Annotated in this window: 22 protein-coding genes; 6 read left to right on the top strand and 16 right to left on the bottom strand. The window is 32.9% G+C overall.

Going from position 1 to position 25,249, the window contains the following annotated elements; all coding sequences use genetic code 11:
* Nucleotides 1-101: 101 nt before the first annotated feature.
* The 9 genes from AB671_RS14860 to AB671_RS14895 all read right to left on the bottom strand — a co-directional run bounded on the left by AB671_RS14860 (nucleotide 102) and on the right by AB671_RS14895 (nucleotide 10,806).
* On the bottom strand, nucleotides 102-524 hold the full coding sequence (locus AB671_RS14860; RefSeq protein WP_066764820.1) for a hypothetical protein: 423 nt from the start codon (nucleotides 522-524) through the stop codon (nucleotides 102-104).
* A gap of 6 nt (nucleotides 525-530) precedes the next feature.
* Complete coding sequence (locus AB671_RS22945) at nucleotides 531-662, bottom strand: hypothetical protein (protein WP_257621336.1); 132 nt, start codon at nucleotides 660-662, stop codon at nucleotides 531-533.
* Nucleotides 663-776: 114 nt separating this feature from the next.
* Nucleotides 777-1,346 carry a hypothetical protein gene (locus AB671_RS14865; RefSeq protein WP_066676386.1) on the bottom strand — a complete coding sequence of 190 codons (570 nt, stop codon included), beginning with the start codon at nucleotides 1,344-1,346 and terminating at the stop codon, nucleotides 777-779.
* A gap of 12 nt (nucleotides 1,347-1,358) precedes the next feature.
* Entirely contained in the window at nucleotides 1,359-3,998 is a 2,640-nt protein-coding gene (locus AB671_RS14870) for a hypothetical protein (protein WP_066676387.1), read from the bottom strand.
* The gene (locus AB671_RS14875; protein ID WP_066676390.1) at nucleotides 3,991-4,353 is read right to left on the bottom strand and encodes a hypothetical protein; all 363 of its coding nucleotides are present in this window, start codon (nucleotides 4,351-4,353) and stop codon (nucleotides 3,991-3,993) included. The genes AB671_RS14870 and AB671_RS14875 overlap by 8 nt, the downstream gene beginning before the upstream one ends.
* Before the next feature lie 38 nt (nucleotides 4,354-4,391).
* Nucleotides 4,392-8,447, bottom strand: coding sequence for a hypothetical protein (locus tag AB671_RS22315; RefSeq protein ID WP_066764823.1), 4,056 nt, complete (start codon nucleotides 8,445-8,447; stop codon nucleotides 4,392-4,394).
* 301 nt (nucleotides 8,448-8,748) lie between these two features.
* Complete coding sequence (locus AB671_RS14885) at nucleotides 8,749-8,937, bottom strand: hypothetical protein (protein ID WP_157444223.1); 189 nt, start codon at nucleotides 8,935-8,937, stop codon at nucleotides 8,749-8,751.
* Between the two features lie 245 nt (nucleotides 8,938-9,182).
* Nucleotides 9,183-10,220, bottom strand: coding sequence for a patatin-like phospholipase family protein (locus AB671_RS14890; protein WP_066676393.1), 1,038 nt, complete (start codon nucleotides 10,218-10,220; stop codon nucleotides 9,183-9,185).
* 85 nt (nucleotides 10,221-10,305) lie between these two features.
* A complete protein-coding gene (locus tag AB671_RS14895) occupies nucleotides 10,306-10,806 on the bottom strand; it encodes a M15 family metallopeptidase (RefSeq protein WP_066676396.1) in 501 nt (166 codons plus the stop codon).
* 267 nt (nucleotides 10,807-11,073) lie between these two features.
* Between AB671_RS14895 and AB671_RS14900 the strand changes: the two genes are divergently transcribed.
* A complete protein-coding gene (locus AB671_RS14900; protein WP_066676398.1) occupies nucleotides 11,074-12,354 on the top strand; it encodes a Y-family DNA polymerase in 1,281 nt (426 codons plus the stop codon).
* A 74-nt stretch (nucleotides 12,355-12,428) separates the two neighbouring features.
* Here AB671_RS14900 and AB671_RS14905 read toward each other — a convergent pair whose 3' ends face one another.
* Together AB671_RS14905 and AB671_RS14910 are read right to left on the bottom strand one after the other, a co-directional pair.
* Nucleotides 12,429-13,043 carry a YdeI/OmpD-associated family protein gene (locus AB671_RS14905; protein ID WP_066676400.1) on the bottom strand — a complete coding sequence of 205 codons (615 nt, stop codon included), beginning with the start codon at nucleotides 13,041-13,043 and terminating at the stop codon, nucleotides 12,429-12,431.
* Between the two features lie 124 nt (nucleotides 13,044-13,167).
* On the bottom strand, nucleotides 13,168-14,301 hold the full coding sequence (locus AB671_RS14910) for a serine hydrolase domain-containing protein (protein ID WP_066676402.1): 1,134 nt from the start codon (nucleotides 14,299-14,301) through the stop codon (nucleotides 13,168-13,170).
* Nucleotides 14,302-14,395: 94 nt separating this feature from the next.
* Between AB671_RS14910 and AB671_RS14915 the strand changes: the two genes are divergently transcribed.
* Nucleotides 14,396-15,694 (top strand): M48 family metalloprotease, encoded by a 1,299-nt coding sequence (locus AB671_RS14915; protein WP_066676568.1) that lies wholly within the window; start codon nucleotides 14,396-14,398, stop codon nucleotides 15,692-15,694.
* 86 nt (nucleotides 15,695-15,780) lie between these two features.
* On the opposite strand, the gene AB671_RS14920 is transcribed toward AB671_RS14915, so the two are convergent.
* The 4 genes from AB671_RS14920 to AB671_RS14935 form a co-directional block, all read right to left on the bottom strand.
* Nucleotides 15,781-17,313, bottom strand: coding sequence for a hypothetical protein (locus AB671_RS14920; RefSeq protein WP_066676403.1), 1,533 nt, complete (start codon nucleotides 17,311-17,313; stop codon nucleotides 15,781-15,783).
* Nucleotides 17,314-17,395: 82 nt separating this feature from the next.
* On the bottom strand, nucleotides 17,396-18,937 hold the full coding sequence (locus AB671_RS14925; RefSeq protein WP_066676570.1) for a glycine--tRNA ligase: 1,542 nt from the start codon (nucleotides 18,935-18,937) through the stop codon (nucleotides 17,396-17,398).
* Nucleotides 18,938-19,015: 78 nt separating this feature from the next.
* Nucleotides 19,016-19,606: a hypothetical protein gene (locus tag AB671_RS14930; protein ID WP_066676405.1), complete on the bottom strand. Its 591-nt coding sequence runs from the start codon at nucleotides 19,604-19,606 to the stop codon at nucleotides 19,016-19,018.
* Nucleotides 19,590-20,087: an RNA polymerase sigma factor gene (locus tag AB671_RS14935; RefSeq protein ID WP_066676407.1), complete on the bottom strand. Its 498-nt coding sequence runs from the start codon at nucleotides 20,085-20,087 to the stop codon at nucleotides 19,590-19,592. Before AB671_RS14935 ends, AB671_RS14930 begins: the two co-directional genes overlap by 17 nt.
* A gap of 123 nt (nucleotides 20,088-20,210) precedes the next feature.
* On the opposite strand from AB671_RS14935, the gene AB671_RS14940 reads away from it, so the two are divergent.
* Both AB671_RS14940 and AB671_RS14945 read left to right on the top strand, forming a co-directional pair.
* Nucleotides 20,211-20,906, top strand: a complete 696-nt coding sequence (locus tag AB671_RS14940) for a pseudouridine synthase (protein ID WP_066676409.1) — start codon at nucleotides 20,211-20,213, stop codon at nucleotides 20,904-20,906.
* Between the two features lie 308 nt (nucleotides 20,907-21,214).
* Complete coding sequence (locus AB671_RS14945; RefSeq protein ID WP_066676417.1) at nucleotides 21,215-22,252, top strand: quinone-dependent dihydroorotate dehydrogenase; 1,038 nt, start codon at nucleotides 21,215-21,217, stop codon at nucleotides 22,250-22,252.
* Between the two features lie 144 nt (nucleotides 22,253-22,396).
* Here the strand turns inward: AB671_RS14945 and AB671_RS14950 are convergent, their stop codons facing one another.
* Entirely contained in the window at nucleotides 22,397-23,641 is a 1,245-nt protein-coding gene (locus AB671_RS14950; RefSeq protein ID WP_066676419.1) for a DUF445 domain-containing protein, read from the bottom strand.
* 208 nt (nucleotides 23,642-23,849) lie between these two features.
* Between AB671_RS14950 and msrB the strand changes: the two genes are divergently transcribed.
* Nucleotides 23,850-24,293, top strand: a complete 444-nt coding sequence (gene msrB, locus AB671_RS14955) for a peptide-methionine (R)-S-oxide reductase MsrB (RefSeq protein ID WP_066676424.1) — start codon at nucleotides 23,850-23,852, stop codon at nucleotides 24,291-24,293.
* Nucleotides 24,294-24,403: 110 nt separating this feature from the next.
* A complete protein-coding gene (locus tag AB671_RS14960; RefSeq protein WP_066676427.1) occupies nucleotides 24,404-25,165 on the top strand; it encodes a murein L,D-transpeptidase catalytic domain family protein in 762 nt (253 codons plus the stop codon).
* The last annotated feature ends 84 nt before the right edge of the window (nucleotides 25,166-25,249 follow it).

A 25,249-nucleotide genomic window follows, 5' to 3' on the forward strand; every position in this document is an offset into this window, starting at 1 on the left:
TCTGCTCATCTTTATGTTTTTTATAAAGATAAAACTTTTGAGAGAGAGTTTGTAAAATAAAAAGCCACACGATACAATCGTGCGGCAGTGGGAATCTATTCTTATGGTCTTATATACCGAGTCGTATACTTAGGGTTAATTATATAATTCTTTTCTACAAAATGGTAAATTTCTTGAATATCTTTTTTATCTAGAGAAGAGTTAAATTTTATATGCTTATCTTCAAATACGAAAATTTTCTTTAACTCAGGTAAATATTTAAATACCAATAAATATTCTCCTGTTATTTCTTCTATAGTTTGTTGATCCATGAAATCCTCATAAATAACATATTTTTCTAAGTTAGTAATTGAAAAATGATGTTTTGGGTCTATCCAAAGCAATAATTCTCCCAATCTACTTAATAGAACTTTTTTATTAACTTTTTCATAAGCTTTTTTTAAATAAATATCACCTTCCTTAATTTCTTTTGTGTTTAAAAAAGCTATTATTTCTAATAATATTTTTTTTGTAATTGTATTCATGGTACTTTATTTATATTTTTTTAAAATAAAACTAATCATTTCCGAAACTGAAGAAAAATCTAACTTTTGTTTGGCTGCTTGTTGAAATTCTCGCTCTACAATCCTTGCTCTTAATTCTATCGCTTGAATATCTATCATTTTATTCACGATACAATCTTGCGGCAGCTGGGTTTCAACTTATTTATAATAACAATCGTAAGTTCAGCACTTAAATATAAAATTAAGAAACCACCCGAAGGTGGTTGAGATTTATCAATAATAAGCAATCCATTTCTGGGGATTTGTTGTTAATTTAAATTTCAAAGGAGTTATCTCTATTTCGGAAATTGCAGAATCTTTCACTTTATAAACAGTAGAATTGGAGGTATGTGAAATACTAAAATCTTTGCCTTGCAATGTGTTTTTTACAACTGTATTAAATGTTTGTGGCTCAAAAAATTCCAACTCCAATTCTTTCATATATCTTGCATTTCCTATACCTTTTATCCCTTTATCAATATGCATAATTAAGTATTTAATATCTTTACGAGCCATTTTTTTTGATGGTTGATAATAGTCATATTGGCCTAGATGATCTGGATATTTTCCATTTCCTATCCCTGTTTTAGTGTCATAAAAACATGTTTTAAAAAATTTCTGCTGTGGATATTTTTCTTTATATCCTTCTATAATTAATTTTATAACATCTTTAAGAGCTGTAGTTTTCATTTTTCTATCAAACTCCCATTCTTGTTCGTCATATACTTCCATATTGGGGTCTGTCCAGTCTAATCCCTGTGTTTCCTGATAATATAAAAATTCTAAATTTATTTTTGGTTCCATTTTACTATTTTTTTAATGTACATAATGTGTGTAAGTTATTTTATCTTTTATTAAATCAAAAATTTCATTAAACATTCTTGCATCTATCTTTTCGGTATTTCCCACAGAAAATTTATACATCATAGTATAATCTTTTTCTATTCTTTTGATATTTTTAAGGATAAGATCTAGATCATCTTCATAGTTAATGAATTTTGCATTTTCACCGTTTAAAATTTTACCATTTTTTAAACTAAATACACTTCCATCTGGTTTCACAGCCCTTATCTCAGTCAGTTTATTACTTAGAAAAAACTTTAAATCAGCAATACTCAATCCTGAACCATTTGGATGATTGTGTGTGACTATACAATTTTCTAGTTTTTCTATAATTCTGTTTGGCCAAATAATCTGATCAGGAAGATTAGAAGTATGGTAGTCTTTATATTTTGTTCTTTTGCTATAGACTCCTCCCCACTCATGCTCTTTATTTTTGAATAAATCTTCATAATTTTTAATGTCTTCTGGTGCTTTGTCCAGAGCTTTACTTACTCTTTTTGCTAATTTTGAGCTGTAATCACCTCCTTCTTTAACTAATCTACTTATTTCTTTTTTTATTGCATTTTTCTCTGCTTCATTCAACTTTCTTCTCTTCCCATTTTCTTCAACAACAGCTTCATCAAGTTGCTTTTCAAGCCTAGCGATATCATCTTCCTTTCCTACAAGCTTAGTAGCGGAACGTTTAAGACCATTTCTAATTGCAAGGGTAAGTTCTCCACTCAAAGATAACATTTCTATCCAAAATAAATACTCTATAAACGATCTTCCAAGAGCTGATTCTTCTGCATTTGCCAATTTTAGTATAATATTGGCAACAGAACTTGTGATTGCTGCTGTAGCACCTATTCCACGAGCAATAGCTAAAGCACTGATAACTTCGGCTGCTGCTAATCCGGATAGAGTTCCAGAACTTAAAGCAATTACTCCGATGTCAAGTGCGTATTCTCCAGATTTTATTACGTTACTCCAAAACTGTTTATTAGAATTCGCAAATAGCATAAATGCGGGAACAATGATATCCAATTTTATAGCCGTCTCCTGATTTTGATTATCTGTATCTGTATTTTTAATTTCTACGGGATAGAAGGGATGATAATAATAATACGCAATAATTTCTTCATCATCCTTATAAACTCCAGCTTTTGGATGTACTTTAGTGACTTTTTTAGTTTTTCCCGTATCAAATTTAAAACGTAAGAATCTCTCGTCTTTGTTGTCTGGATTTTCTTCAAAACTTGCCGAAAGATTGCTGAAAAAGAATCCCGCTAATTTTTCGGAATGATAAGGCAAATGCTTAGGCCCGTTAGTAGAAGCAAATTTGGAGTTGGTTTTTGAGCTAGAATCTACAAAACTTGTTTTCCTCCATGCTTTATTTACTATGTCAGCAAACTCTATAAAATTATCCCCATGTATTCTTTTATAAAAGAACTCTAAAAGCATCTGTGAATTATTATCCTCACTTATATTCTTACTCAGTTTTTCTATAAGCAAAACAGCATTCTTTTCTGTTGATGCTAATACTTTCAATATTTTAAGGAAGATGTCTTCTTCTTTAGAATAAGGCTTATTTGTAAAACTATCATTAGCAATTGCTTTCTCAAAAAATGTCCATAAGAATCCTTCAGGAAGCATATAGAATAGACTTTCTGGTAAATAGTATAAAGCCTGCAATGCATCATAATACGAAAATGTCGATTTACTTTCTAAATTTCTTATCAAAGGAAGAACGACAATTTCATAGTACTGATTAAGAAAAGTTTTTCTTTTACCAATAGTAAAATTTTCTGTCTGACTAAAAATAGTATCATTAAAATAAGACATAAAAGCTTCCAAGCTGTTGAACATTAACGTAACTACGGGAATGTTTTCGTCAGAAAAATGATTTCTATTCTGATAAAAAGGAACAATTTTTCTGTCATCTTTCTTATATAGATTATAATAAGCAAAATATTTTCCCATTGATTCTTTTATAACAGGAATTATATCAATGACTTGTGTTATTCTTATTTGTGTGACAGATACATCACTATCAGAAATTTGCTTTGTAAAAGGATCTCCTTCCGGATCATTATTTGGAATAAGAAGACTGACAAAATCATATACCCAAGTTTTGTGAGTCTTATAACTGTAGCTCAAAGTTTCTTGATGACTGAAATCTTCAAAAAAATCAGAATGTGGATCATATCGTATACTTTCCGGAAAAATCTGTACATTTTTTATCAAAAACATATCAAAAACAACACAATTTTTTACTGTATCATAGAAGTAAATCTCGGCAGGGAAATCTTCTAAAGAAACTGCATACAGATCTAGCGGTGTAATATTTGTATTGATTTGTTCAGTAGCTAAATTAAAATATGTCCCTGCATTTGTTTTTACATAAAATTCTTTGCCTGAAGAATTATTTAATATAAAAACCTCGGTTGCTGCAAAATTTTGGAAAATATCTCGTAAAAGCTTCAGACCATTGTAATCCTGAGTATTTATTTCATAATCTTCTTTTGTTTCCAGTATGGTTAATGTTCTTCTATTGTTTTCTGAATTTATTTTATTTGCTTCTTCTGATCTTCTATTAAGTTTAAAAAATTCAACAATATTTTTAAAATCACTCATTTTCTGTGTTTTTATCCATTAAATATTCCAATTCATTTATAGGGAAAATTTCTTTGGTGACTTTGTTTTGGCAAAACTTTTTTACCTGTTCTTCATCCAAGACTAATAAATCTAAATGATAGTTTTCACTAACTAGAACTCCAGCATTTTTTACCTTACATCTTGCCTGTATCAGAATATCCCAATCTTTTCCTTCCAATTCGTTCCAGCGTTCCACAGAAAGCCTTCCTCTGCTGCCGAAAATGATAATTTTTTCAACCTCAGTAATGTCATTGATCTTGTCCTTTAAAGATGTGAGAATATAAGGCAGCACTTTGTCGTGCTGCCAAATAGACTCAGGTTTTACCTGGCTCATTGTTACTTAATTAAAAATTAATAGTTAATAATTAAGAATTACAGTAAGAATTTGCTTAAGGGAACTTTGTCTAAATATTCTGCTTGTGGAATAACCTGACCGTCTTTGTCTAGAATTCTTTCGCTACCGTATCTGCCATATTCTGGAGATGCAATTTTCAGACTGGAATTGTCTAAATCAACTGAGAATTTCAGCATATCATGACTGTCATCTCCACCAGGTTTTGTGAAAGAGAAATTTTTAATTTTACTTACATTGATTTTAAATGTAATTCCTCTTTCCATCGGGTAGCTTTCTAATCCTTCGATTTGGGAAAGTTCATTGGATAATGCTTTATATACAACAGCAAAAGAATCTGTTTGTTGCCATGTTGCGTCTCGGTCTATCGTAATGCTGTTTCCTAAACACAGATATTGTCTTGGAAAATAACCTTCTTTATCAGCTTCTCCAATATTTTGAACCGTGGTATCCATATTCTTAAAACTGATTTCCATCCATTTATCACCAGACTGGCCAATTTGATTGTTGTTCAGTGCAAAATTACTTCCGCACATTTCACCTAGCTGATCATCAAATTTTACTCCTGGTTCGCAGTTGCAAGGCAAAGCTTTTTCTACTCTCAAACCGATAGAATCTGCCTGAAGAATAGTCAATGAAGTCGGGATTTTCTCTCTCCACGGTTCACCTTGTTTTTTACCTAATGCAGAGCGCATTTCGTCTACAATTGATAAGAATAATGGGTCGTCGATTACAGGAACTTCGCCACCGTTCCAGATTTGTCCGGTTGCAAGGAAATGTCTTACGGCTTCTTCAAAGCCTGGTCTTACCGTAACAATTACTCTCGCCATACCCGATTGCATAAATGCTCTGAATGTAGGGTCATTATCATCAAATTGGTACATTGCTGCCCATTTTTCTCTGTTACCCCAATAGTAAGGATAGAAATAGTAGCTCATGATATCCCATTCGAATGCCTGTTCCATAAACTTCACAAAAGCGGCATATTGGTCTAATTTTGCATCTACTTTAATGTCTGTATTTAAGAAAGTTTCTTCACCTAAAGAATATCCGTTGTTGTGATATTTACCTTTACCAAATGTTAATTCTAGATTTGTATTCTGAGTAATCATATAAGAGATACAGTTTCTTCTTAAAATTGTATTCTCAATTTTTCTGTAGAAACCTGGATTTGAGCCTTTGATTTGTACACCTAAAGCTTTTGCTTCTGCTAAAGCTTGGTTGTATTTATCCATTTCTACTTGGTAAGCTTCGATAATTTTGTTGAAGGTGGATTGTAGCCAAGCATTTTTTGCTTCTGGAGTTAACTGGCATTTTACAGTAGTATTCACATCAACAGCATGTGATGCTATGGTAGAGAATGATACTGGAATTGAAGGGTAGAAGTTTTTAACGCTAACTTCTGTACCATCCATAAATTCTCCACCTATTCTTAAATAATGTCCTAAAGTATTTTCTCCACCTGATTGAATAAATCCTCTTGCCGCAATTGAAACATAGCCTTCTGGAACCTGAATTTCTGCGCTTCCTGCAATTGCTTCATCCCATTCTGAATCTCTTACAGAATCTCCCACTGTATTAGAAAACGCTTTACCAATATATAAAATATCTTCAGGCATTTTGTCTATTGCAACATTATATTTACCTGACCAAAACTTTAAAATTGTTTCACCAGTAAGACCATTTAACGACGTGAAATTTTCCATTTTATTAGTTAGAGATTCTCTTGGGTCAATGGGTTTTACTAATTTTTCAGCTTCATCAATCATTTTTATTCCTAAAGTATGAAGCTTGGCTGGTTCAGGAATCATAAACTCAAACATCATACGTTTACCGTAATTATAGATTTGGTTTTTTACGACTTTATCAACCCATCTATAAACTCCTACAACGTGGCTGCTTCCTTTGGTGTTATCGAAACCGTGTTTATTATTTTCTTCGTATTCTTCTAAAACTTTATCAATACGCTCTTCTTTTACTTTGGTTACAATTCTGTCTAAAGCTCTTGCTGTGATATCTTTAGCTTCGGTAACTGCTTGTCGGTTACTTTCTTCTTTAGAGTTGTGAGTAGCATAACTTGCATTTGCACTTGCCCCAAAAGATACTTTTCCTATTCCCCAACTTGCAGTAACTCCTGCTTGTGCTGCAAAATCTTTAGATTCCTGCAAGATTTTAGATATCTCACTCTGCATTTCATACCTTTCGGTAGAAGTAGTGTCTGTCAATTTTTCTTTTTCAGATTCTGAAGACTTTGTGGTTTGAGATTCACTTCGTTTTAATCTTCTGGTAGAACGCTCCTTATATTCACGAGCCATAATGTTTTCGATGTGAGCAACATCTCCTTCTACATAACAATACGTACTTTGTTCTACTTTTAAATAATCTGCGACACCAATATTTTTCATTCCAAATCCTGAAGGGATAAAAGAAGATGTTTCAGAAGGATTATACGGCGGGTTCTCTGGATTTTCCGGTGTTTCCGGTTTTGGCGGATCGACAGGCATACATCCATCGGCTCCTCTGAAGGTATATTGCTTAGTTATTCTGTCTAAATTATCCGGATCAATAACTAATTTAACATTGAAACGATAAGTGATCCCATCTTTTGATGTAAATTCTCCTTCTACAACAAACTGTTCAACTCCAGAGGTTTTAGAAACTGGAATTCTAGGTACATCAAACAATAAGTAAGATCCTCCACCTAAAGAAGATAAACTCGTAGAGGAAAGTTCCGTATCTTTTACAAGTACCTTATATTTCGCTGAAGCGATTTCAATATTGCTACTTAAAGCTAAAAGTAAGCTCCATTCGGATGAATTCTGAGCATAAGTTTTTATGCTGAAAGGAATATATCCTGCTGTATATGAATTATTATTTACGGGTATTACAACACCTCCCACTGTAGCAGAAACCTGTTGATCAAGAACGGTATTATTCAATACTGTTTGCTGTAAAACCTGATTATTTTGAGTAATATAGTGGTTCAATTCTTCAAATGAAGTAATTTCAGCTAAAGAATCTATAATGGTAGTTGTTCCAAATAATCTATTTAAAGTGTTTTGGTCTTGTGACTTTAAGATTCTGCTTAATTGTGCTGCATCAATCTCAGGAATTTCAAATTGGAAATCAAATTCCGGTATTTCTACATCAGGAATTGTGATTTTCATGATCTCATCTTTGATGCGATGGAGCTCCGTATTTAGTTCACTGTTTGCATAGAATTTTTCTGGATCAGCGATGCTGAGTTGAGTCAGATAATTAATTCTGTTCTCTAGAATTAACTTTTTTCTATCCGCTTCAGCTGACTCTTTTCTAGCTGATTGAATAATAGGTTTTACTTCTTTTTCATAGCTTGTATAAGCATTTTTGTATGCTTCATCATATTTTTTTTTGTATGTTTTTTCTAATTTTGACAAAGCATTTGTAAGATTTTCGTTTTCTTTAAGACTTACAGAGGCTTCGGCCAATTTCATTGCTTTATTATCGAACATCACCCTCTGAGTAGATGAAGATGTTCCACTAGAACCTGTAGAAGATACTTTAAATAGTTCTTTTGGTAAAACTACTTTTGCTTTTTTCATCTCTTCAAAAGACTCTTCAGACAGATTATAATTTTCAAGAATATGTGCCAAATGGAGAAGCTGCATAATAAGTTCTTTCGCATAGAAATCTTTTTGGGTTACCACCTGATAAACGAGATTATCCCAAAGAACATGATCAACGGTTAAAGCTCCGAATGTTTTACAAAGTGCAATCTGCTTGTCAAATTCTTGTTTGGTAGCAGTGGATTTATTTCTTGCAACCCAAACCGCAAAATCGTAAAATTTAAGATAAAGAGTTTTTAGAGAGTCTTCAGAATGCACCGTGAGATTGATTGCCGAAGGTTTTCTTAAAATTAAGTTTAGGTTATTTGAAGAGTTTAGGTTAGAATCAATTTTACTATCATCTTTAGCTTTTTTCCCTCTGAAAATAAATCTTTTTTCTTTATTTTTTGGATCAGATAATTCAGGGTTTCTCATTGCTGCAAATCTGAATAGCGTTTGCGAAGAGTTATTTGTGTTTAAATTTGTTGACATTTTAAAATTGTTTTTTGTTTTTAAGATTAAATTTTTGAAGTCTCTTTTTATTAGATAACCTTCAGGTTTTTAGCCTTATTTTTTAAGGTGGTTTTCGGCAACGGATTTTCCACCTTTATTTTTAATAGGAAGATTCATTTTGTGTTTTTAATTGTTGATTTTTAGACATATTTCGGGCTGTTCAACATTTTGAGGATGTTAAATTCTAAGACTTTTTCGTGAAAATTGATAGGGAAAATTGTGTCTAGTTAGTACATTAAATTTAAGATGTTACAACGACAGAACTTGACGTATTTGAAAATTAAATTTCATCTTTTTTGGTTTCAAATTCCTCCTCGAGAATATCATTTTCAAAATCTTCTCTGAAGAAATTTTCAATATCATCGAGATAATTTTCGAAATCTATTTCTGCGTTTTCGATGTCGCTCCATTCAATAGTAAAGAGGTTTTTGTTGGAGATTATATCAGAATTGTGATTTGATGTTTCCATGTTTTGTGTTTTTAATTGTTGGGTTAATTTTGAACATATTTTAGGCTGTTCAGCATTAGGTAGTGTTGAATTCAAATGGATATTAAAAGTTGTTTAGATTTGTTTTTTGTGTCTTTGTTTATATTACAAAAGTAAGGGCGAAGAGCGTCAAAACCTGACGTGTTTCAGAGACTTTAAATTTTATTTTTCCCTATTTTTAATTATAATTAAATAAGCTTATAGTAGTCAATTATAATCTTAAAAGCTTATATTTTGTTTCTAATTAATTTTTGCACAATTTGGTTTAAAGTTTCTCGATTATCATCAATGTAGCTTAAGCCTGCCTGAATTAAATTCTCAATATTAGACCTTCTTACATTGTCCATCGCTGGAGAAGCGTTTTTCAAAGAAGGATTGATTCTGTAATAATTCTTTTGATTTCTCTGCCCCAATGTCTGAAACATTTGGCAGAGTTGATAATCTACCGTTTCTGCGTTGGCAGACATCAGAATATCAATAATGGGTGTTACCCAACCGAGTTTTCCTGCTTTTTCCATTTTTTTGAAAGAATAACTTTTAGATTCAATTCCGGTTCCAATAGAAATAATAATCATGTCATTGACAGTAGGGTAGTTGGCTTTCTGGTGGTTCTTTAATACTTCTGCAAAAGGAACTTTTCTTGCTTCTGCATAGGCACAAAGTGCCGGGTTATTGGCAAACATTCCGCCGTCAATCAAGCTGAAGATTTGTCCGTACATCGATTTGATCTGAACCGGTGTAAAATAAGTTGGAGCTGCTGAAGTGGCTCTGCAAACATCTTTTACATAAAAATTATCTGTGCTTAAATTGGCTTTCCAGGAATTGAATAATTTTGCTCTTCGGTTTTCTATGTCATAACTTGTTATTAAACATGGTTTTATCAGTTCTTTTAATTCTAAATTTCCAAAAAACTCGTTGAGGTTTTTTTCTAAAGCTTCCTGAGAAATTTTTTCATTCATCAACCCAAACGGATTAACCAGTTTCTCCCAAAAAGAAACCTGAAAGATATCGCCGCCTTTTTCAGAATACAATTCTAAACCTTTCTGAATAGAATATTTTGCTTTTCTGTGCTCATTAGGACACAAAATGATCGCTGCGATCAATGCTCCCGTGCTGCTTCCTGCAACCAGATCAAAATAATCTCCAAGCTTTGCGCTTGGTTTGTCATGAATCTGTAGCTGCTCTTCGATGTAGCGTAAAATAATGCAGGTGATGATGCCTCTTATTCCGCCTCCATCTAAAGAAAGTAGGGTTGTCTTTTTCATTTTTCTACTGTTATTTTGGTAGTATAAAGATAGGAGCGGAAGGCGACAGAACTTGACGTGTTATAATTATTTTCAAGAAGAAATTTTAAAAAATCACATAATTTTCTTCATCCCTTTTAAGTTTTGCAAGCGCTCTCCAACTCGTCTTTTTTAAACCTTTTTCACTCGGAAAATTCTTCTTTTCAAAGTGGGGTAGGTCTTTAAACGTTTTCCAGTTTCCGCCCCAATCCCAACCGTGTTTTGCGAAAATTTTTACACATTCGTACCAGTCGGCAACTTTGTCATTGTCCCAGTCTTTTACAGTATCCCAACTCGCTATTTTTTTATTAATAATTAAACAGATATCAACGGCTAATCCGTAATTGTGGATGCTTTGTCCGGCTTTGGCGTTCGTTACTTTTTTTCCGTTTGTAATTCTTCCGATAGCATAGAGTTTTTCCTGCTCCTCAAAACTTCGAAGTCCCTGAGTAATTCTGATTTTGGCTTTTCCGGTTAATGCTTCATCACATTCTTTGATGATTTGTTTTACTTCCTCCTTCACAAAAGGGTGTAGTTTTTCAATTCTCTGTAAGCTTACTTTATCCATATTTTTAATTTCTTTAGAAAACAAATATAGAGGTGCGATACGCCAAAACTTGACGTGTTGAGAATAAAAAGGGAGCCATTTTAATTAAAAAAAATAAACTTTCTGGAATCACTGATTAATACATTAGTGCGACAAAACCTGACGTGTTTTAACGTATTTAACTATTTGTATTTCATGTAATTAAATTGAGTGTTAAAGTCGGTTTTAAACTTAAAATTATGTTTTAAAAGTCATAGATTTGTACTTTCAAATCGTTTTTTTTACATCATGTACGCTCTAGTCGATTGCAATAATTTCTTTGTTTCCTGTGAAAGAACTTTAGATCCTTCGCTTGAAAACAAGCCAGTTGTGGTGCTTTCCAACAACGACGGATGTGTGGTGTCTCGAAGTAGGGAAGCGAAAAAGTTGGGGATCCCGATGGCAGCTCCTGCATTTAAGTATAAAGAATTTTTTAAGCAGCATGATGTAAAAGTTTTTTCTGCAAAATTTGAACTGTACAACTTTAAAAGTCAGAGAGTTATTGAAATCTCAACTTCTTACGTTGATAAAGCTGATTATGAAGTATATTCTATCGATGAATTGTTTTTAGACCTTACAAGTTTTAAATATATTGACACTCATGATTATTGTGTTAAAATTAAAAATGAAATTCAGGATAAGGAAAATATTCCTGTAAGTATTGGCGTTGCACCTACAAAAACCTTGTGTAAGGTCGCCAACAGAATAGTAAAAGACTTTCCCGAAAAATTTAATGAAGGAGTTTATATTTTAGATAGTCCGGAAAAAATTGAGAAAGCTTTAAAGTGGCTTAATATCGGCGATGTTTGGGGAATTGGAAGACGATTGAGCGCAAAAATGAATGACAGCGGAGTGTATAAAGCATGGGATTTACTTCAAAAACCTGAAATGTGGGTTCGCCAGATAATGGGAATTCATGGAGTACGAATGATCAATGAATTGAAAGGAATTCGTCAACTGGAATTAGATGCTCCGTCTCCTAAAAAATCGATTGCAGTGACCAGAAGTTTTATGCAGATGCTCACCAAAAAAGAGGATGTACGCGAACGTGTAGAAACATTCGGAATTTATTGTTCAGAAAGATTAAGAAAGCAAAATACCTGCTGTAAAATGGTGACCGTTTTTGTGCAGACCAATCGTTTCAGAAAAGATCTACCAGAGTACAGGAATGCAAAAACTCAAATCCTTTCCAATCCTACCAATTCATCAATCCTTATTGGCAGGGTGGTGAATGATTTGTTTGAATCTATTTTTGAAGAAGGTTTTCATTATAAAAAAGCAGGCGTTATTGTCAATGATTTTGTTCCAGAAGATCAACGATTGATCAGTTTATTTGAAGAAGATACACAAAATCAACATTTGCCTGTGATGAAAGCAATGGATGCGATGAATAAAAAATATGGGAAAGATAAAGTACGTCTCGGAAGTATGAGCGGACAGAATACTTTTGGTCGCGCTCAAATGTCACCTGAATACGAAGCTTTTCTAAAAAACAATACACTTCCCGAAGCAAATTTCAGATTCCACTAAAAGTTTAGTTAAGATTAGGAAAAATATTTTCAAACTTGTAAACCTCCAGCTTCTATCACCCAACTTCCATCTAATTATTTCTTCTTCTCGTATTTCCAGTTTCTGCCTTTTCCTTCAGAGATCCATTCTATGGCTTGTTTTATTCTTTTATTTCTAGTGGTTTCTGTTTTGGCTTCCATGATCCAGTTGATGTATTCTTTTCTGAAAGAAGGTGATGCTTTTTGAAAAAATTCCAAAGCTTTTTTGTTTTGATCTAAAACATTTTGAAACTCACCAGGAACTGCAGTTTCCGTTTTTGTGGGTGCTGCTTTTTTTAACGTTACTCCCATATCGCTAAGCTCCATTGCTTCCAGAATAATTTTTTTAAGCTGAGGTTTTGAAGGTAGGTCTTCTAACTGAGTAATCTTTCCTAAACTGAACATGTTGGTTTTCTCCACGTCGGTTTCAAGATTTTTGATTGTCTGCATTTCACCATGTAACCAAAATCCCATGCTGCAATATGCTTTGAATGAAACCATCGAGCAAAGAATTTTTCCTTTATACATAAAAGTGGGGAATTTCCACTTGATTGCTTCTTCTGCATCCGTACAAAATTCATGAACGATTTCTCGGATATAATTTAAAATAGGTTTTGAAAAGTCTGGAGACTTCTCAATATATTCATCAACTAAAGGATTGTATTTTTCCATAGATTTTTATTTTTAAAGTGAGTGTTTTTTTGTTATTTAACCACAAGAAACACGAAGTTTTTTACAAAGATCACAAGCTTTAAAATATTTTACGCTAAACCTAAACCTTCGCCTCAAACTCAATTTAAGCAAATAATTTTACCGTTTCATTGACCAAAAATTTCACTTGATCTGGTCTTCCTCTGTCGGTTTTGGGGAGATTATTGTAGCTTCCGGTTCTTACAATCACCATTTTATATTCAGGAATGATAATAATATATTGACCTTGAAGCCCTAAGAAATAATAATGCTTTATAGGATTGTCATTGTTGATCCAAAGTCCCATTCCGTAGATCTCGTCAGATTTTTTTGTCGGAGTTCTCATCTGTTCGATAAAATCTAAATTCAAAATTTGTTGATCACCTACTTTTCCATCATCTAAAAATAACTGTCCAAGTTTTGCAAAATCCCTGGAATTGGAGTGGATACAGCAGTAGGTTTTTTCCATTCCGCTTTCATCAACACTCCAGGTTGCATTTTGTTCCATTCCCAAAGGGATCCAGAATTTTTCAGATAAATAGCTTGATAAAGATTGATTGACTGCTTTTTTTACTGCAAATCCTAAAAGCTGGGTAGAACCACTTTGATATTCAAATCTTTCGCCTGGTTTTTCTTTAAAAGTTCTCGAAAATGTAGCTTTCATCAAGCTTGTTCCATAATACGCCCGAGCATTTGGGAGAAAAGGGTTTTTGTAATTTTCATCCCAGTTTAATCCAGATTCCATTTGGGCAAGATGCTTTAAACTTACTTCTTTACCTAAAGGTTTATTTTTAAATTCATCATAGAATTCAGAAAAAGAAGCATCAATATTTTTAATTTTTCCTTCTTCCAGAGCTTTTCCAAAAAGCATAACGGTAACCGCTTTTGCCATAGAAAAAGAATTGGTTTTTGAAAGCTCATTATAGCCGTTCCAATATTGCTCATGAAGTAATTTTCCATCCTTTATAACCAAAAATGACGCCGTATTGGAGTGGGTGAGGTCATCAACGATAATCTTAGGCAGGTCTTTTTTGTTGTAATCAGAATGTTCATCCCAAAGAACCGGTTTTGTTGTATGAATAATGTTGCTTGTGAAAAGTTTTCCATCATCAATATTAGCGCTTGTTTTCCCTCGAAGATAGGTTTTAGAAATACCATTAAAAATATAAGTATACCCAAATAGGTAGAAAAGAACAGCGACAGCGGCTAAAAAAGCCATTAGATAAATAATAACTATCATAAGAATTGGTCTTAAACAAATTTAAAATAAATTTGAAAAGAAACTCACAAATGTATTTTTAAATGAATTATTTTTGTGATTATTGATGAAAAATATGATGAAAAACTACATTACCTTTTTATTGATTTTTATTGGGGCTGTTTTTTTTGCACAGACTTATAAGACAATCGATACTGCAGACTATAAGCAGAGAAAAGATTTTATTAAAAACTATTCTTTAAATAATGAATTTTTGGTAAAAAGTCTCAAAGCAAAATACTCTGGGAAAACGGGAGGTGAGCTGACAAAAATTTACAATGAGCTTGGGAAAGATTTTGAAAAGCAGGTGAAAAATAAAGACTTTATTTTCAATTCGGTATTTGATGCGAAGGTTAAAGATATTATTGGTCGCTTAAGAAAAAATAATCCTCAAATCCCTGAAAATCTTAAAATCCTTATAGCCAAAGATAATACACCTAATGCTTATTGTTTTGCAGACGGTACTTTTGTCATCAATATGGGTCTATTTAATTGGCTAAATAACGACAGTCAATTAGCTGCAGTGATTTCTCACGAATTAGGTCATAAAATGACAGAGCATACTTTGAAAACTTTTCTTGGTCTCATTAATCAAAATCAGCTTGATAAGATGGTGGTTCAGGATATAAAAGCGACCAAAGAATATCGTAATGAGAGAGCGTTCAGTGTATTGAAGAATAGAGTCTACAAGAAAGGGTCTGAAAACCGAAAACAAGAAATGCAGGCAGATTCTTTAGGATATACCGTTTTTAAAAATAGTGATTTTACAAGAACAGAATTTATCAATACTTTGAAAAGACTTGAAGATTTTGATACAATCTCTCCAAAAGAATTGAAGGTAGAAACGTACAAGAAGTTTTTCAATCTTCCAAAACAGGAGTTTAATGACAAATGGCTGAAAAAAGAAGACTTTTCGTTGTATAATTACAATCATTTTAAGAGTAAGCTCAACAAAGATTCGTTGAAATCACATCCTGAAATTATATTGAGAATCAATCATCTGAAGAAGCTTTTTCCCGAACTGAAAACAGAAGTTACCGATGAAAAAGCTTCGGAATCTTACGCCGTTCTTGAGAAAACGGCAAGAATGGAAACATTACCCAATTTTTATCATGCTGAAGATTATGGAATAGGAATTTATGCAAGTCTGCAGTTTTTGCAAGACGGTGAAGAGGAAAAATATTACAAAACCTGGCTTGGAAAATGTTTTTCTAAAATTTATGAAGCCCGTAAAAATTATAATCTAAACAGATATTTAGATAGGGTAGACCCGAAAAATCAAAGCGAAAGCTATCAGCAATTCTTAAATTTTATGTGGAATCTAAGTTTGGATGAGATAAAGAATATTGCAGATTTTTATCAGAAAGAATCGTAGAATTTTTCCATTTTCCTATTGGCTAAAAAATAAAACCTAACAAATAATTAAAATCTGTTAGGTTTTTTATGCTTTAATTTTTTAAATTAATAATTCAATCTTTCCAGACGAATCTTATTAAACTTTTCTTTTTCGTTGTACTCGCGTAGTAAAATGTATCCTTCTTTTGCCACATAAGGTGTCACATTGTAATTGTCTTTTTCTGAAATGGGAACAATTTCTTGTTTAAATTTACCGTCGATAATGGTATTAATAAAAAGATTCCATTTTTTTTCTTTCGTTACCTGATCTTTCTGATAATCACGGTAAAAGAAAACAACATCTTTTCCGTCATTCAGATATTGAGAAAAAAGATAATCGCTGTTGAACCATTTTGTTTTTTCCTTTTCAAATACCTTTACATCTTTAACTTTGAAATCTTTATCAGTATAAATATAAACCAGATCTGTAGTTTTTGGAGCATTATATTCAGACATTGGTTTGTATTTTTCCGTTAAAATTCCCACACTTCCGTCACTCATAAAATACATATCTCTGGAGTGAAGCATATAGCCGTTTTCTACATATCCGTTAGCATTTATTTTTGGAAGATAAGTGGTAAGATCCTGTTTGAAGTGAATAGATTTTGCACTTGTACTGAAGTCGGATTTATTCACAATCAACCTTGAAAATCCTAATTGATCAAAAGACGGCGAAAAAGTTTTGCCTACAATAACCATTTTGTCATCAAAAGTTTTGTCATTGTCAAGTTTTCTGTATCCTGTGTAGAAAGTATCTATATTGTCGATGGTTTCATCCGAAAATCCGGTTATGGGTTTGTTTGATATTTCTTTCCCTGTCTGCATATCGATTACGATAAGGTTAAAAGTCTTTTTATCATCACTTACCTTTTTCATGATGCAGTACATATATTTTTCATCTTTTTCCAGCACGGTAAGAGCAGAAAAGTTTTTTTTGTCTCCGTTGGTATTGTAGCTGTATTTCCAGACTTCTTTTTTCTCCGGAGTAAATTTCATCAGGCTGTTATTGCTGATGTATTTTCCAAAATCTTTATATTCTATAGCAAAATATCCACCTTGTTTAAGTTCGCCGACCGCCGAGATATAGTTGTAGCCTTTTTCTTTTTTCTCTTCACGGTTTTCTTTGCGTTGTTCCTTCCAGTTTTTAGGTTCGTTAAGTTCTTTGAAAGTTCCGTTTTCCTGATAATCGTAATATATTTTTCGGGTAATGGTATTTGCTTTTGGATCTATTACCATTGAAACGGGAGTGAACAAATCTTTGTTTTTCACCAACGTATAATCTATTCCGGAGGGCTTTAAAATAATCTGCCCTTTAGAATCTACATATCCAACATAAGATGCAGCCGTAATATCTCCTTCAAATTCTTTATTGGCAACAGGGTTTAGGTTTTTATCTAAAATAACGTATTCGAATTTCTTCGTTTTTTCTCCGGATTTTCCATAAGAATAAATTGATACATAGCCGTAGAGATTATCTTTATCATCAAATAAAGCGTTCATACCGGTGTGTTCTCCCGAAGCTAATGCCGTTAAATCCTGAGTTTGAGAATAGGCGAATGTCTGAACCAGACCAAACATCAACAGTGTTATTTTTTTCATGGTTAAAAATTGATTTCAAAAATAATGATTTCGGGGATAAGTTGAATAAAAAATAAAGCCTTGATGTCTCAAGGCCTTACATTTATATTTTAGAAAGTAAATTTCTGAAGTTTGTTTTTTCATCGATAATTCTTCTCAACTCAGAAACCGGAACTCTTTCCTGTTGCATCGTGTCTCTGTCTCTTATCGTGACCGTGTGATCTGTTAGAGAATCGTGATCAATGGTAATACAGTAAGGGGTACCAATTGCATCCTGTCTTCTGTAACGTTTTCCGATGGCATCTTTTTCTTCGTAGAATAAGTTGAAATCGTATTTCAAGTCATTAAAGATATTCTCCGCATATTCCGCTAAACCATCTTTTTTCATTAATGGTAAAATCGCTGCTTTAATTGGTGCTAAAGCCGGAGGTAAAGATAAAACTGTTCTTTCTGAACCGTCTTCCAAAACTTCATCTTTCAAACAGTTTGAGAAAATAGAAAGGAATAATCTATCCAATCCAACAGAAGTTTCTACCACATAAGGAACGTAGTTTTCATTTCTTTCAGGATCGAAGAACTGTAATTTTCTACCTGAATGCTTTTCATGTGCTTTCAAATCGAAATCTGTTCTTGAGTGAATTCCTTCTAGTTCTTTAAATCCAAATGGAAAATTAAATTCAATATCTGCCGCAGCATTAGCATAATGTGCCAATTTCTCATGATCATGGAATCTGTAGTTGTCATCTCCTAAACCAAGAGCCAAATGCCAGTTTAGACGTTTTGTTTTCCACTGTTCGTAGAATTCAAGTTCTGTTCCCGGAGCAACAAAAAACTGCATTTCCATTTGTTCAAATTCGCGCATTCTGAAAATAAACTGTCTTGCAACAATCTCATTTCTAAACGCCTTTCCAATCTGAGCAATACCAAAAGGAAGTCTGTGACGAGAAGTTTTCTGTACGTTTAAAAAGTTAACAAAAATTCCCTGAGCAGTTTCCGGTCTCAAATAAAGATCCATTGCAGAATCTGCAGAAGCCCCTAATTTAGTTCCAAACATCAAGTTGAATTGTCTTACTTCCGTCCAGTTTTTAGAGCCAGTATCAGGATCAGCAATTTCCAACTCTTCAATCAAAGCTTTTACATCAGCCAAATCTTCGTTTTCTAATGATTTTGCCAACCTTGAAAGAATAGCTTCTCTTTTGGCTCTGTATTCTAAAATTTTAGGATTCGTTGCTTCAAACTGTGCTTTATCGAAAGACTCACCAAATCTTTTAGCCGCTTTTTCGATTTCTTTTTTCTCTTTCTCTTCAATTTTCAAACAATAATCTTCCACCAAAACATCTGCTCTGAAACGTTTTTTAGAATCTTTATTGTCAATCAAAGGATCGTTGAATGCGTCAACGTGGCCCGAAGCTTTCCAAGTAGTTGGGTGCATCAGAATCGCTGAATCAATACCCACAATATTTTCGTTAAGCTGTACCATCGCTTTCCACCAGTATTGTTTGATATTGTTTTTCAGTTCTGCACCGTTTTGTCCGTAGTCATAAACTGCAGATAAACCGTCATAAATCTCACTCGAAGGGAAAATAAACCCATATTCTTTAGCGTGAGAGATCACTTTCTTGAAAACATCTTCTTGCTTTGCCATAAATTTTTCGTCTTGAGTGCAAAAATACAGATTTTGCAACAAATTTTTGGTATTCATTTGCTTAATCCATTGCGAGAATTACTCTTCAAAGCTTTTTTCCAGTTTTTCTAAAGAGCTAATAACCGTTGATATTTTTTCTTTCTGTTTTTTAATCTGTTTTGGTCTGATGAAAAACCAACTGACTGCACCCCACAAAAAAGTTAATCCATAAGTTAATAGAACTCCCAGCCACGACATTTTTAAAGCAAATTCATAAAAATAAAATGCAAATCCGAAAGAAAGTAAAAGATAATAAATGCTAAGACCTTTTGTCTGCATATAAATTTGTTGTTGCTCTACTTTTCTAATAGTGGCAAGATATTCATGATTCGTTGTTGAGGTATTGATCTTCTTCAAAATATTGATATTTTGATACACCAGAAAAGAATACATTGTAATGCCGATAAGAACCAACATAATTCCGAATTGGGTTGAGAAAAAAGATATTTTAATAAATACCCAAATGGATATTATCATTGCTACGGTTAACAATAATAGAGCAATAAGGCCAATATCTTTTAAAATTTGTTTTTTTCTGTATTTTTCTGCCTTTGTTTTGATTTCTTTTATGTTGGGAATGTCTGAGTTTTTATTGTTCCAGATTTCCTGAAAATTATAATTCGGTGCCATAATGTGCAAATTTTTCGGTTAACTTTTCTTTAATTCTGTGTATTTTAACTCTCACATTAGCAGGAGAGATCCCCACCACTTCAGCAATGTCTTTTTGTTTCATTTCTTCGAGTTCTAAAGAAATAATGATTCTTTCAAGTTCGGGTAATTCAGAAATGCATTGATAAAGAAAATTTGTCATTTTTTCCTGTTCCAGTTTGTTATCTTTTTCTGATAGATCTTTAATCTGGGATGGAAGTTCGTTTTTGGGCATCCTTTTTTCAAGATTAACCTGTCTAAGACAAATATTCGTTGCAATTCTGTATATCCAGGTTCCGATATTGGCTTCCATGCGAAACTTTGGTAATTGCTGAAACACAGCTACAAATGTTTCTTGACACAGGTCTTTTGCCATGTCGTCATCATTTACATAACCCATGCAAAGCCGAAAAATTTTCTTCCAATATGTATGATAAATTTCTTCGAAGTTTAAGTTGTGCATTTATCTTTTTTAGAATTTAGAGAGCATCAAGCCGAAAATGTTACACTAATTTTTTGTGAAGGTAGATAATCTTTTATTTCTATTATAGAATCATTGTGTATAGAAAATCTATACTTTTGCCCTATGTTAGAAATTCTTTATCGCGACGAACATCTTATTGCCATTAATAAACCCAGTGGGTTACTGGTTCACAAATCTTATTATGCAGGGCAGGCGGATACTTATGCTATTCAGGAGTTGAGGGATCAAATCGGGCAATACGTTTACCCAGTGCATCGTTTAGACAGAAAAACATCGGGCGTTTTGCTGTTTACTTTAGATAAAGAGACGTTGAGAATAATGAGTGACCAATTTGCAGCGCGCGAAGTTGAAAAAAAATATTTGGCAATTCTTAGAGGATGGGCTCCGGAAGAAGAAACCATCGATTATGATCTAGTCAATGAAGACGAAATTCAACAAAATGCGATTACTTATTATCACCGTTTACAGACCTCAGAGATAGATCTGGTATTTGGTAAACATCAGACTTCGCGTTATTGTTTAGTTGAAGCAATCCCCGAAACAGGAAGGTTTCATCAATTGAGAAAACATTTTAAGCATATTTTACATCCTATTTTGGGATGCAGACCTCATGGTTGCAATAAGCAGAATAAATTGTGGCTGGAAACCTTTAATATGAATAAACTGATGCTTCATGCGCACCAATTGGTTTTCAATCATCCTATTACGAATGAGAAAATTACATTAAATGCAAAGGTAAACGAAGAGTTTACAAGAGTAGGGAACATTTTAAATTTTGATTTGAGTTCTTATAGTTGAGTGTTTAGTGAATTTATTTAAACGCAAAGATTTCTTTTATATACTACAAAACTTTAAGGAGCAAAGAGGAATCAACAAGTTGATTGCTGAAGCTAAAGTTTAAGCTTTGCGTAGCAAATTTATTTGCCTTTGCCTCTAAAAATAAGAAGTTTGCAATAAATATTTGCGTTAAAAAAGCTCTCGCAGATTTTAAAGATTATGTACATTAATGTTTTATAGATCATATTCATAATAGATTTTTCATAAAAATATCACACATCAAGAATTCATTCAATTTAAAATGAGTATTTTTGTAAAACTTTTTTTCAATGTACAAATCGCTCATTCGTCCGATTCTTTTCAAGTTTGATCCTGAAGAAGTGCATCACTTTACTTTTTCAATGCTCAAAAACTTTGGATTTCTAACCAAATTATTCCTTCCAAAACCAATTGTAGATAAACGTCTTGAAAGAGAAGTTTTCGGTTTGAAATTTAAAAATCCTGTTGGTTTAGCTGCTGGTTTTGATAAAAATGCGGTTTTATTTAATGAATTGGGAGATTTAGGTTTCGGATTTGTAGAAATCGGAACGGTAACGCCAAAAGCTCAAGCCGGAAATCCTAAGAAAAGATTGTTCCGTTTGATTGAAGATGGCGGAATTATCAACAGAATGGGTTTCAATAATGACGGTCTGGAAGCAGCCATTCAAAAACTGAAAGGCAACAAAGGAAAAATCATCATTGGCGGGAACATCGGAAAAAACACCAACACAGCACCTGAAAATTATACTCAGGATTACTTAGACTGTTTTGAAGGTCTTCATCCTTATGTAGACTATTTTGTACTGAATGTAAGTTGCCCGAACGTTGGAAGTCACGCAAAACTGGAAGATGTAGAATATCTGAGAGAATTGATCACTGCGGTAAAAGGAATTAATCAGACTAAAGTAAATCCTAAACCAATTCTTCTAAAAATTGCTCCAGATTTAAATAATCAGCAGCTCGATGAGATTATCGAATTGATTGCACAGACAAAAATCGACGGAATTGTAGTTTCAAATACATCAGTGAACAGAGAAGGTTTGAAAACTTCGCCTGAAGTTTTAGCAGAAATAGGAAACGGTGGTTTAAGTGGAAAACCGATTCGTGAGAGAAGTACAAAAATGATAAAATATCTTTCAGATAAAAGCAACCGAGCATTCCCAATTATTGGAGTTGGAGGAATTCATTCTGCAAAAGATGCCATGGAGAAACTGGATGCGGGAGCGACTTTGGTTCAACTCTATACAGGATTTATCTATGAAGGTCCACAATTAATCAACGATATTAATCAGGAGCTTTTGACGAGAGCAAGTAGAATTGCGAGATAAATTTTACTTTAAAAATATTGAAAAGCAAAATCGATGAGGTTTTGCTTTTTTGTTTAAATCTCTCGCAGATTTAACAGATAACGCAGATTTTAGTAAACGTTTTATCTTCAAAATTTGCTGAATTTGCGAAAGGAAATTTAGGTTTTAGAGAAAAAAATGTGAGATTGTATAAATAATCAATCCTACCAACCCGCCAACTAAAGTTCCGTTCACACGGATAAATTGCAGGTCTTTTCCAACTTCCAGTTCCAGTTTTTCGCTTAATTCTTTTCCTTGCCAGTTTCCGACGGTTGAGCTGATGAGGTTTCCGGCTTGATGGGTGTTCTTCAGAATATATTTATAAGCAGTTACTCTTACCCAATGGTCAATCTTATTCTGAAGATTTTCATCGGTTTTTAAATTTTGAGAAAACTCATTCAGGTTTTTTGTGATGTATTTTTTTAATGAAGATTCTTCTTCCTGCAATTCATTATTCAATGTTTTTTTGATGGAAAGCCAAATGTCATTAGAATATTCTTCTAGTTTATCATTTTTAAGAAAATCATTTTTGATGGTTTTAAATTCATCATTCCACTTAGGGCTTTCTTTTAAATCGTGAGAAAATTCATAAATTTTTCGGGTAATTAAATCTCGAATTTCATGTGCTGGATTTTCTTCCACTTCTCTGAAGAAATCTGAAAGCCCGCTTGCTATTTTCTCGGAAATTTTATTATCAACAAACGAAGGAATGAAAGAATAGCTTCCTTTTTTTACCCGTTCCTGAATAACATCTTCATTTAAAATAATATAATCTTTTATCTGAGCAGAAAGATTAGTAATGATTTTTTGATGGTCGTTTTTGTCTAAAAGATAAATAATTCCGTTTCCGAGAATGGTGTTTAGTTTTATATTATCGGTCATTTCGCTCACTTTTTTGCTGATGAAATGGCTTACTTCAGAATCATCCAGTTTGTTGAGAATATCCAAAACGATGTCTGAGAGATTTTTAATTAAAGCTTCCTGATTTCTTTCTTTTGTGAGCCATTCGCCGACAAAATTTGAAATTTTAATTTTCTGAATATAGGGACGAATTGTTTTGGACGAAAGAAAATTAGAAACCACAAAGCTTCCCAGGTTATCACCCAGTTTTTCCTTGCTGTTTTCAATCAGATTGGTATGCGGAATTGGAAGTCCTAATGGATGACGGAAAAGAGCAGTCACCGCAAACCAGTCTGCTAAAGCACCAACCATTGCGGCTTCAGAAAATGCACGAACATAGCCAATCCAATGAGAATCAAGTGTTTTTTGCAAAATTGTAGTAATTATAAAGATAATCGCCATCAAAACAAATAGTCCTGTAGCAAAAGCTTTATATTTTCTAAGCTGTTTTCGTTTGGCTTCGTCATTCATATTCTCAAATTTACTAAATTTGGTTGTAATTCTTTTACCACAAAAGTCGCAAAAGAATTTAAGCTTAATAATATCTTAGAAAAGTACACATCAGTTTTTACAGTTTGTGAGCTTGTCATTTTCAGCAGTCAAAACTTTAATAAGAGGAAAGCTTTTGCGACTTTTGTGGTTAGATTTTACATTAATTTCTAATATTTAAATAAATTCTATGCATAACGAAGCAAAAAACAATCCATATTATTCAAAAACAGATACTGCAAAACTGAACGTGTCAAATGATGAATGGTTTAAAATTCTTTCTCCAGATTTGTACGCAATTGCAAGGGAAGCAGCAACAGAAAGACCATTTACCGGAACATATAATGAGTTTGATGAATTGGGAGAATATTATTGTGCGGTTTGTGGAAATCACCTTTTCCGTTCTAACCAAAAATTTATGAGCAGTTGCGGTTGGCCAAGTTTTTTTGAAGCTGATAAAAATGGAGTAGGCTATAACCGCGATTCAACTCATGGAATGGAAAGAATTGAGGTAGTTTGTAAACGTTGTGATTCTCACTTGGGTCATGTTTTTAACGACGGACCGCCTCCAACAGGAACAAGATACTGTATGAATTCTATTAGTTTAGAGTTTGTTCCGGATTCAGAGAAATAATCTCTGACAGTTAAAGTTTCTTAAATTGAGTTAAACTTTTTTCATTTTAACTCATTGATAATTATGATTTTATAAATTTGTACCCGGAATTTTAATTTAACATAATATTAATGAAAGGATTTTATAGCGTATTAGGCATTGTGTACATGGTAACGACTTCTTTTTATGTTTCTCCAAAAAACGAGAATGTAAAGAATGAAAATACCAACACAAAAAAAATAGAAACTGCAGTTGAAACTAAATCTAAAAAAAGCACAAATGAAATGAGTTCTTCTGAAGAACTTTATAATTCTATCTTATTCGAATCTGATCATAAACTGAATTTTGATGTTTTTTCTAAAGCTATTTTAGGGTTTTCTAATCTGAAAAAAGCTGGGAAATTAGATGAAAATGCACATTTGCTAACGATTTGTGATTTTTCAATATCATCAAATACCAAAAGACTTTGGGTGATTGATATGAATGAGAAAAAAGTTCTTTTTAACTCTTTGGTTGCTCACGGAAAAAATACAGGGGAAGAATTTGCAACAAATTTTTCTAATACCGAAAGCTCACTTCAAAGCAGTATGGGTTTCTATATAACAGAATCAACCTACAATGGTGACAACGGATATTCTTTAAAACTTTTAGGAATGGATAAAGGTTTTAATGATGCGGCTTACAAAAGAGCTGTCGTAATGCATGGAGCAGATTATGTAAGTGAAGAGTTTGCTGCAGCACACAAAAGAATCGGAAGAAGCTGGGGTTGCCCTGCAATTCCGAGAGCATTAACGGAGCCGATTATCAATACAATAAAAGGAAAAAATGTTCTTTTTATTTATTACCCCGATCAGAATTATCTTTCTTCATCGGAATGGTTGAAAGAAGCATAAAGAAAAAGCAGTCTATATTTAGACTGCTTTTTCTTTTAAAGTTATTCTATCTTTCTTTGTCATTTTGATGAAGAAAGAATTTCT

This window comes from Chryseobacterium sp. BGARF1, assembly GCF_001677955.1.
Taxonomy (GTDB): domain Bacteria; phylum Bacteroidota; class Bacteroidia; order Flavobacteriales; family Weeksellaceae; genus Chryseobacterium.

What these genes read in the sequence shown, in the direction of transcription:
- AB671_RS14860 (WP_066764820.1), bottom strand. Translation starts at nt 524, where the DNA reads ATGAATACAATTACAAAAAAAATATTATTAGAAATAATAGCTTTTTTA.
- AB671_RS22945 (WP_257621336.1), bottom strand. Translation starts at nt 662, where the DNA reads ATGATAGATATTCAAGCGATAGAATTAAGAGCAAGGATTGTAGAGCGA.
- AB671_RS14865 (WP_066676386.1), bottom strand. Translation starts at nt 1,346, where the DNA reads ATGGAACCAAAAATAAATTTAGAATTTTTATATTATCAGGAAACACAG.
- AB671_RS14870 (WP_066676387.1), bottom strand. Translation starts at nt 3,998, where the DNA reads ATGAGTGATTTTAAAAATATTGTTGAATTTTTTAAACTTAATAGAAGA.
- AB671_RS14875 (WP_066676390.1), bottom strand. Translation starts at nt 4,353, where the DNA reads ATGAGCCAGGTAAAACCTGAGTCTATTTGGCAGCACGACAAAGTGCTG.
- AB671_RS22315 (WP_066764823.1), bottom strand. Translation starts at nt 8,447, where the DNA reads ATGTCAACAAATTTAAACACAAATAACTCTTCGCAAACGCTATTCAGA.
- AB671_RS14885 (WP_157444223.1), bottom strand. Translation starts at nt 8,937, where the DNA reads ATGGAAACATCAAATCACAATTCTGATATAATCTCCAACAAAAACCTC.
- AB671_RS14890 (WP_066676393.1), bottom strand. Translation starts at nt 10,220, where the DNA reads ATGAAAAAGACAACCCTACTTTCTTTAGATGGAGGCGGAATAAGAGGC.
- AB671_RS14895 (WP_066676396.1), bottom strand. Translation starts at nt 10,806, where the DNA reads ATGGATAAAGTAAGCTTACAGAGAATTGAAAAACTACACCCTTTTGTG.
- AB671_RS14900 (WP_066676398.1), top strand. Translation starts at nt 11,074, where the DNA reads ATGTACGCTCTAGTCGATTGCAATAATTTCTTTGTTTCCTGTGAAAGA.
- AB671_RS14905 (WP_066676400.1), bottom strand. Translation starts at nt 13,043, where the DNA reads ATGGAAAAATACAATCCTTTAGTTGATGAATATATTGAGAAGTCTCCA.
- AB671_RS14910 (WP_066676402.1), bottom strand. Translation starts at nt 14,301, where the DNA reads ATGATAGTTATTATTTATCTAATGGCTTTTTTAGCCGCTGTCGCTGTT.
- AB671_RS14915 (WP_066676568.1), top strand. Translation starts at nt 14,396, where the DNA reads ATGATGAAAAACTACATTACCTTTTTATTGATTTTTATTGGGGCTGTT.
- AB671_RS14920 (WP_066676403.1), bottom strand. Translation starts at nt 17,313, where the DNA reads ATGAAAAAAATAACACTGTTGATGTTTGGTCTGGTTCAGACATTCGCC.
- AB671_RS14925 (WP_066676570.1), bottom strand. Translation starts at nt 18,937, where the DNA reads ATGGCAAAGCAAGAAGATGTTTTCAAGAAAGTGATCTCTCACGCTAAA.
- AB671_RS14930 (WP_066676405.1), bottom strand. Translation starts at nt 19,606, where the DNA reads ATGGCACCGAATTATAATTTTCAGGAAATCTGGAACAATAAAAACTCA.
- AB671_RS14935 (WP_066676407.1), bottom strand. Translation starts at nt 20,087, where the DNA reads ATGCACAACTTAAACTTCGAAGAAATTTATCATACATATTGGAAGAAA.
- AB671_RS14940 (WP_066676409.1), top strand. Translation starts at nt 20,211, where the DNA reads ATGTTAGAAATTCTTTATCGCGACGAACATCTTATTGCCATTAATAAA.
- AB671_RS14945 (WP_066676417.1), top strand. Translation starts at nt 21,215, where the DNA reads ATGTACAAATCGCTCATTCGTCCGATTCTTTTCAAGTTTGATCCTGAA.
- AB671_RS14950 (WP_066676419.1), bottom strand. Translation starts at nt 23,641, where the DNA reads ATGAATGACGAAGCCAAACGAAAACAGCTTAGAAAATATAAAGCTTTT.
- msrB (WP_066676424.1), top strand. Translation starts at nt 23,850, where the DNA reads ATGCATAACGAAGCAAAAAACAATCCATATTATTCAAAAACAGATACT.
- AB671_RS14960 (WP_066676427.1), top strand. Translation starts at nt 24,404, where the DNA reads ATGAAAGGATTTTATAGCGTATTAGGCATTGTGTACATGGTAACGACT.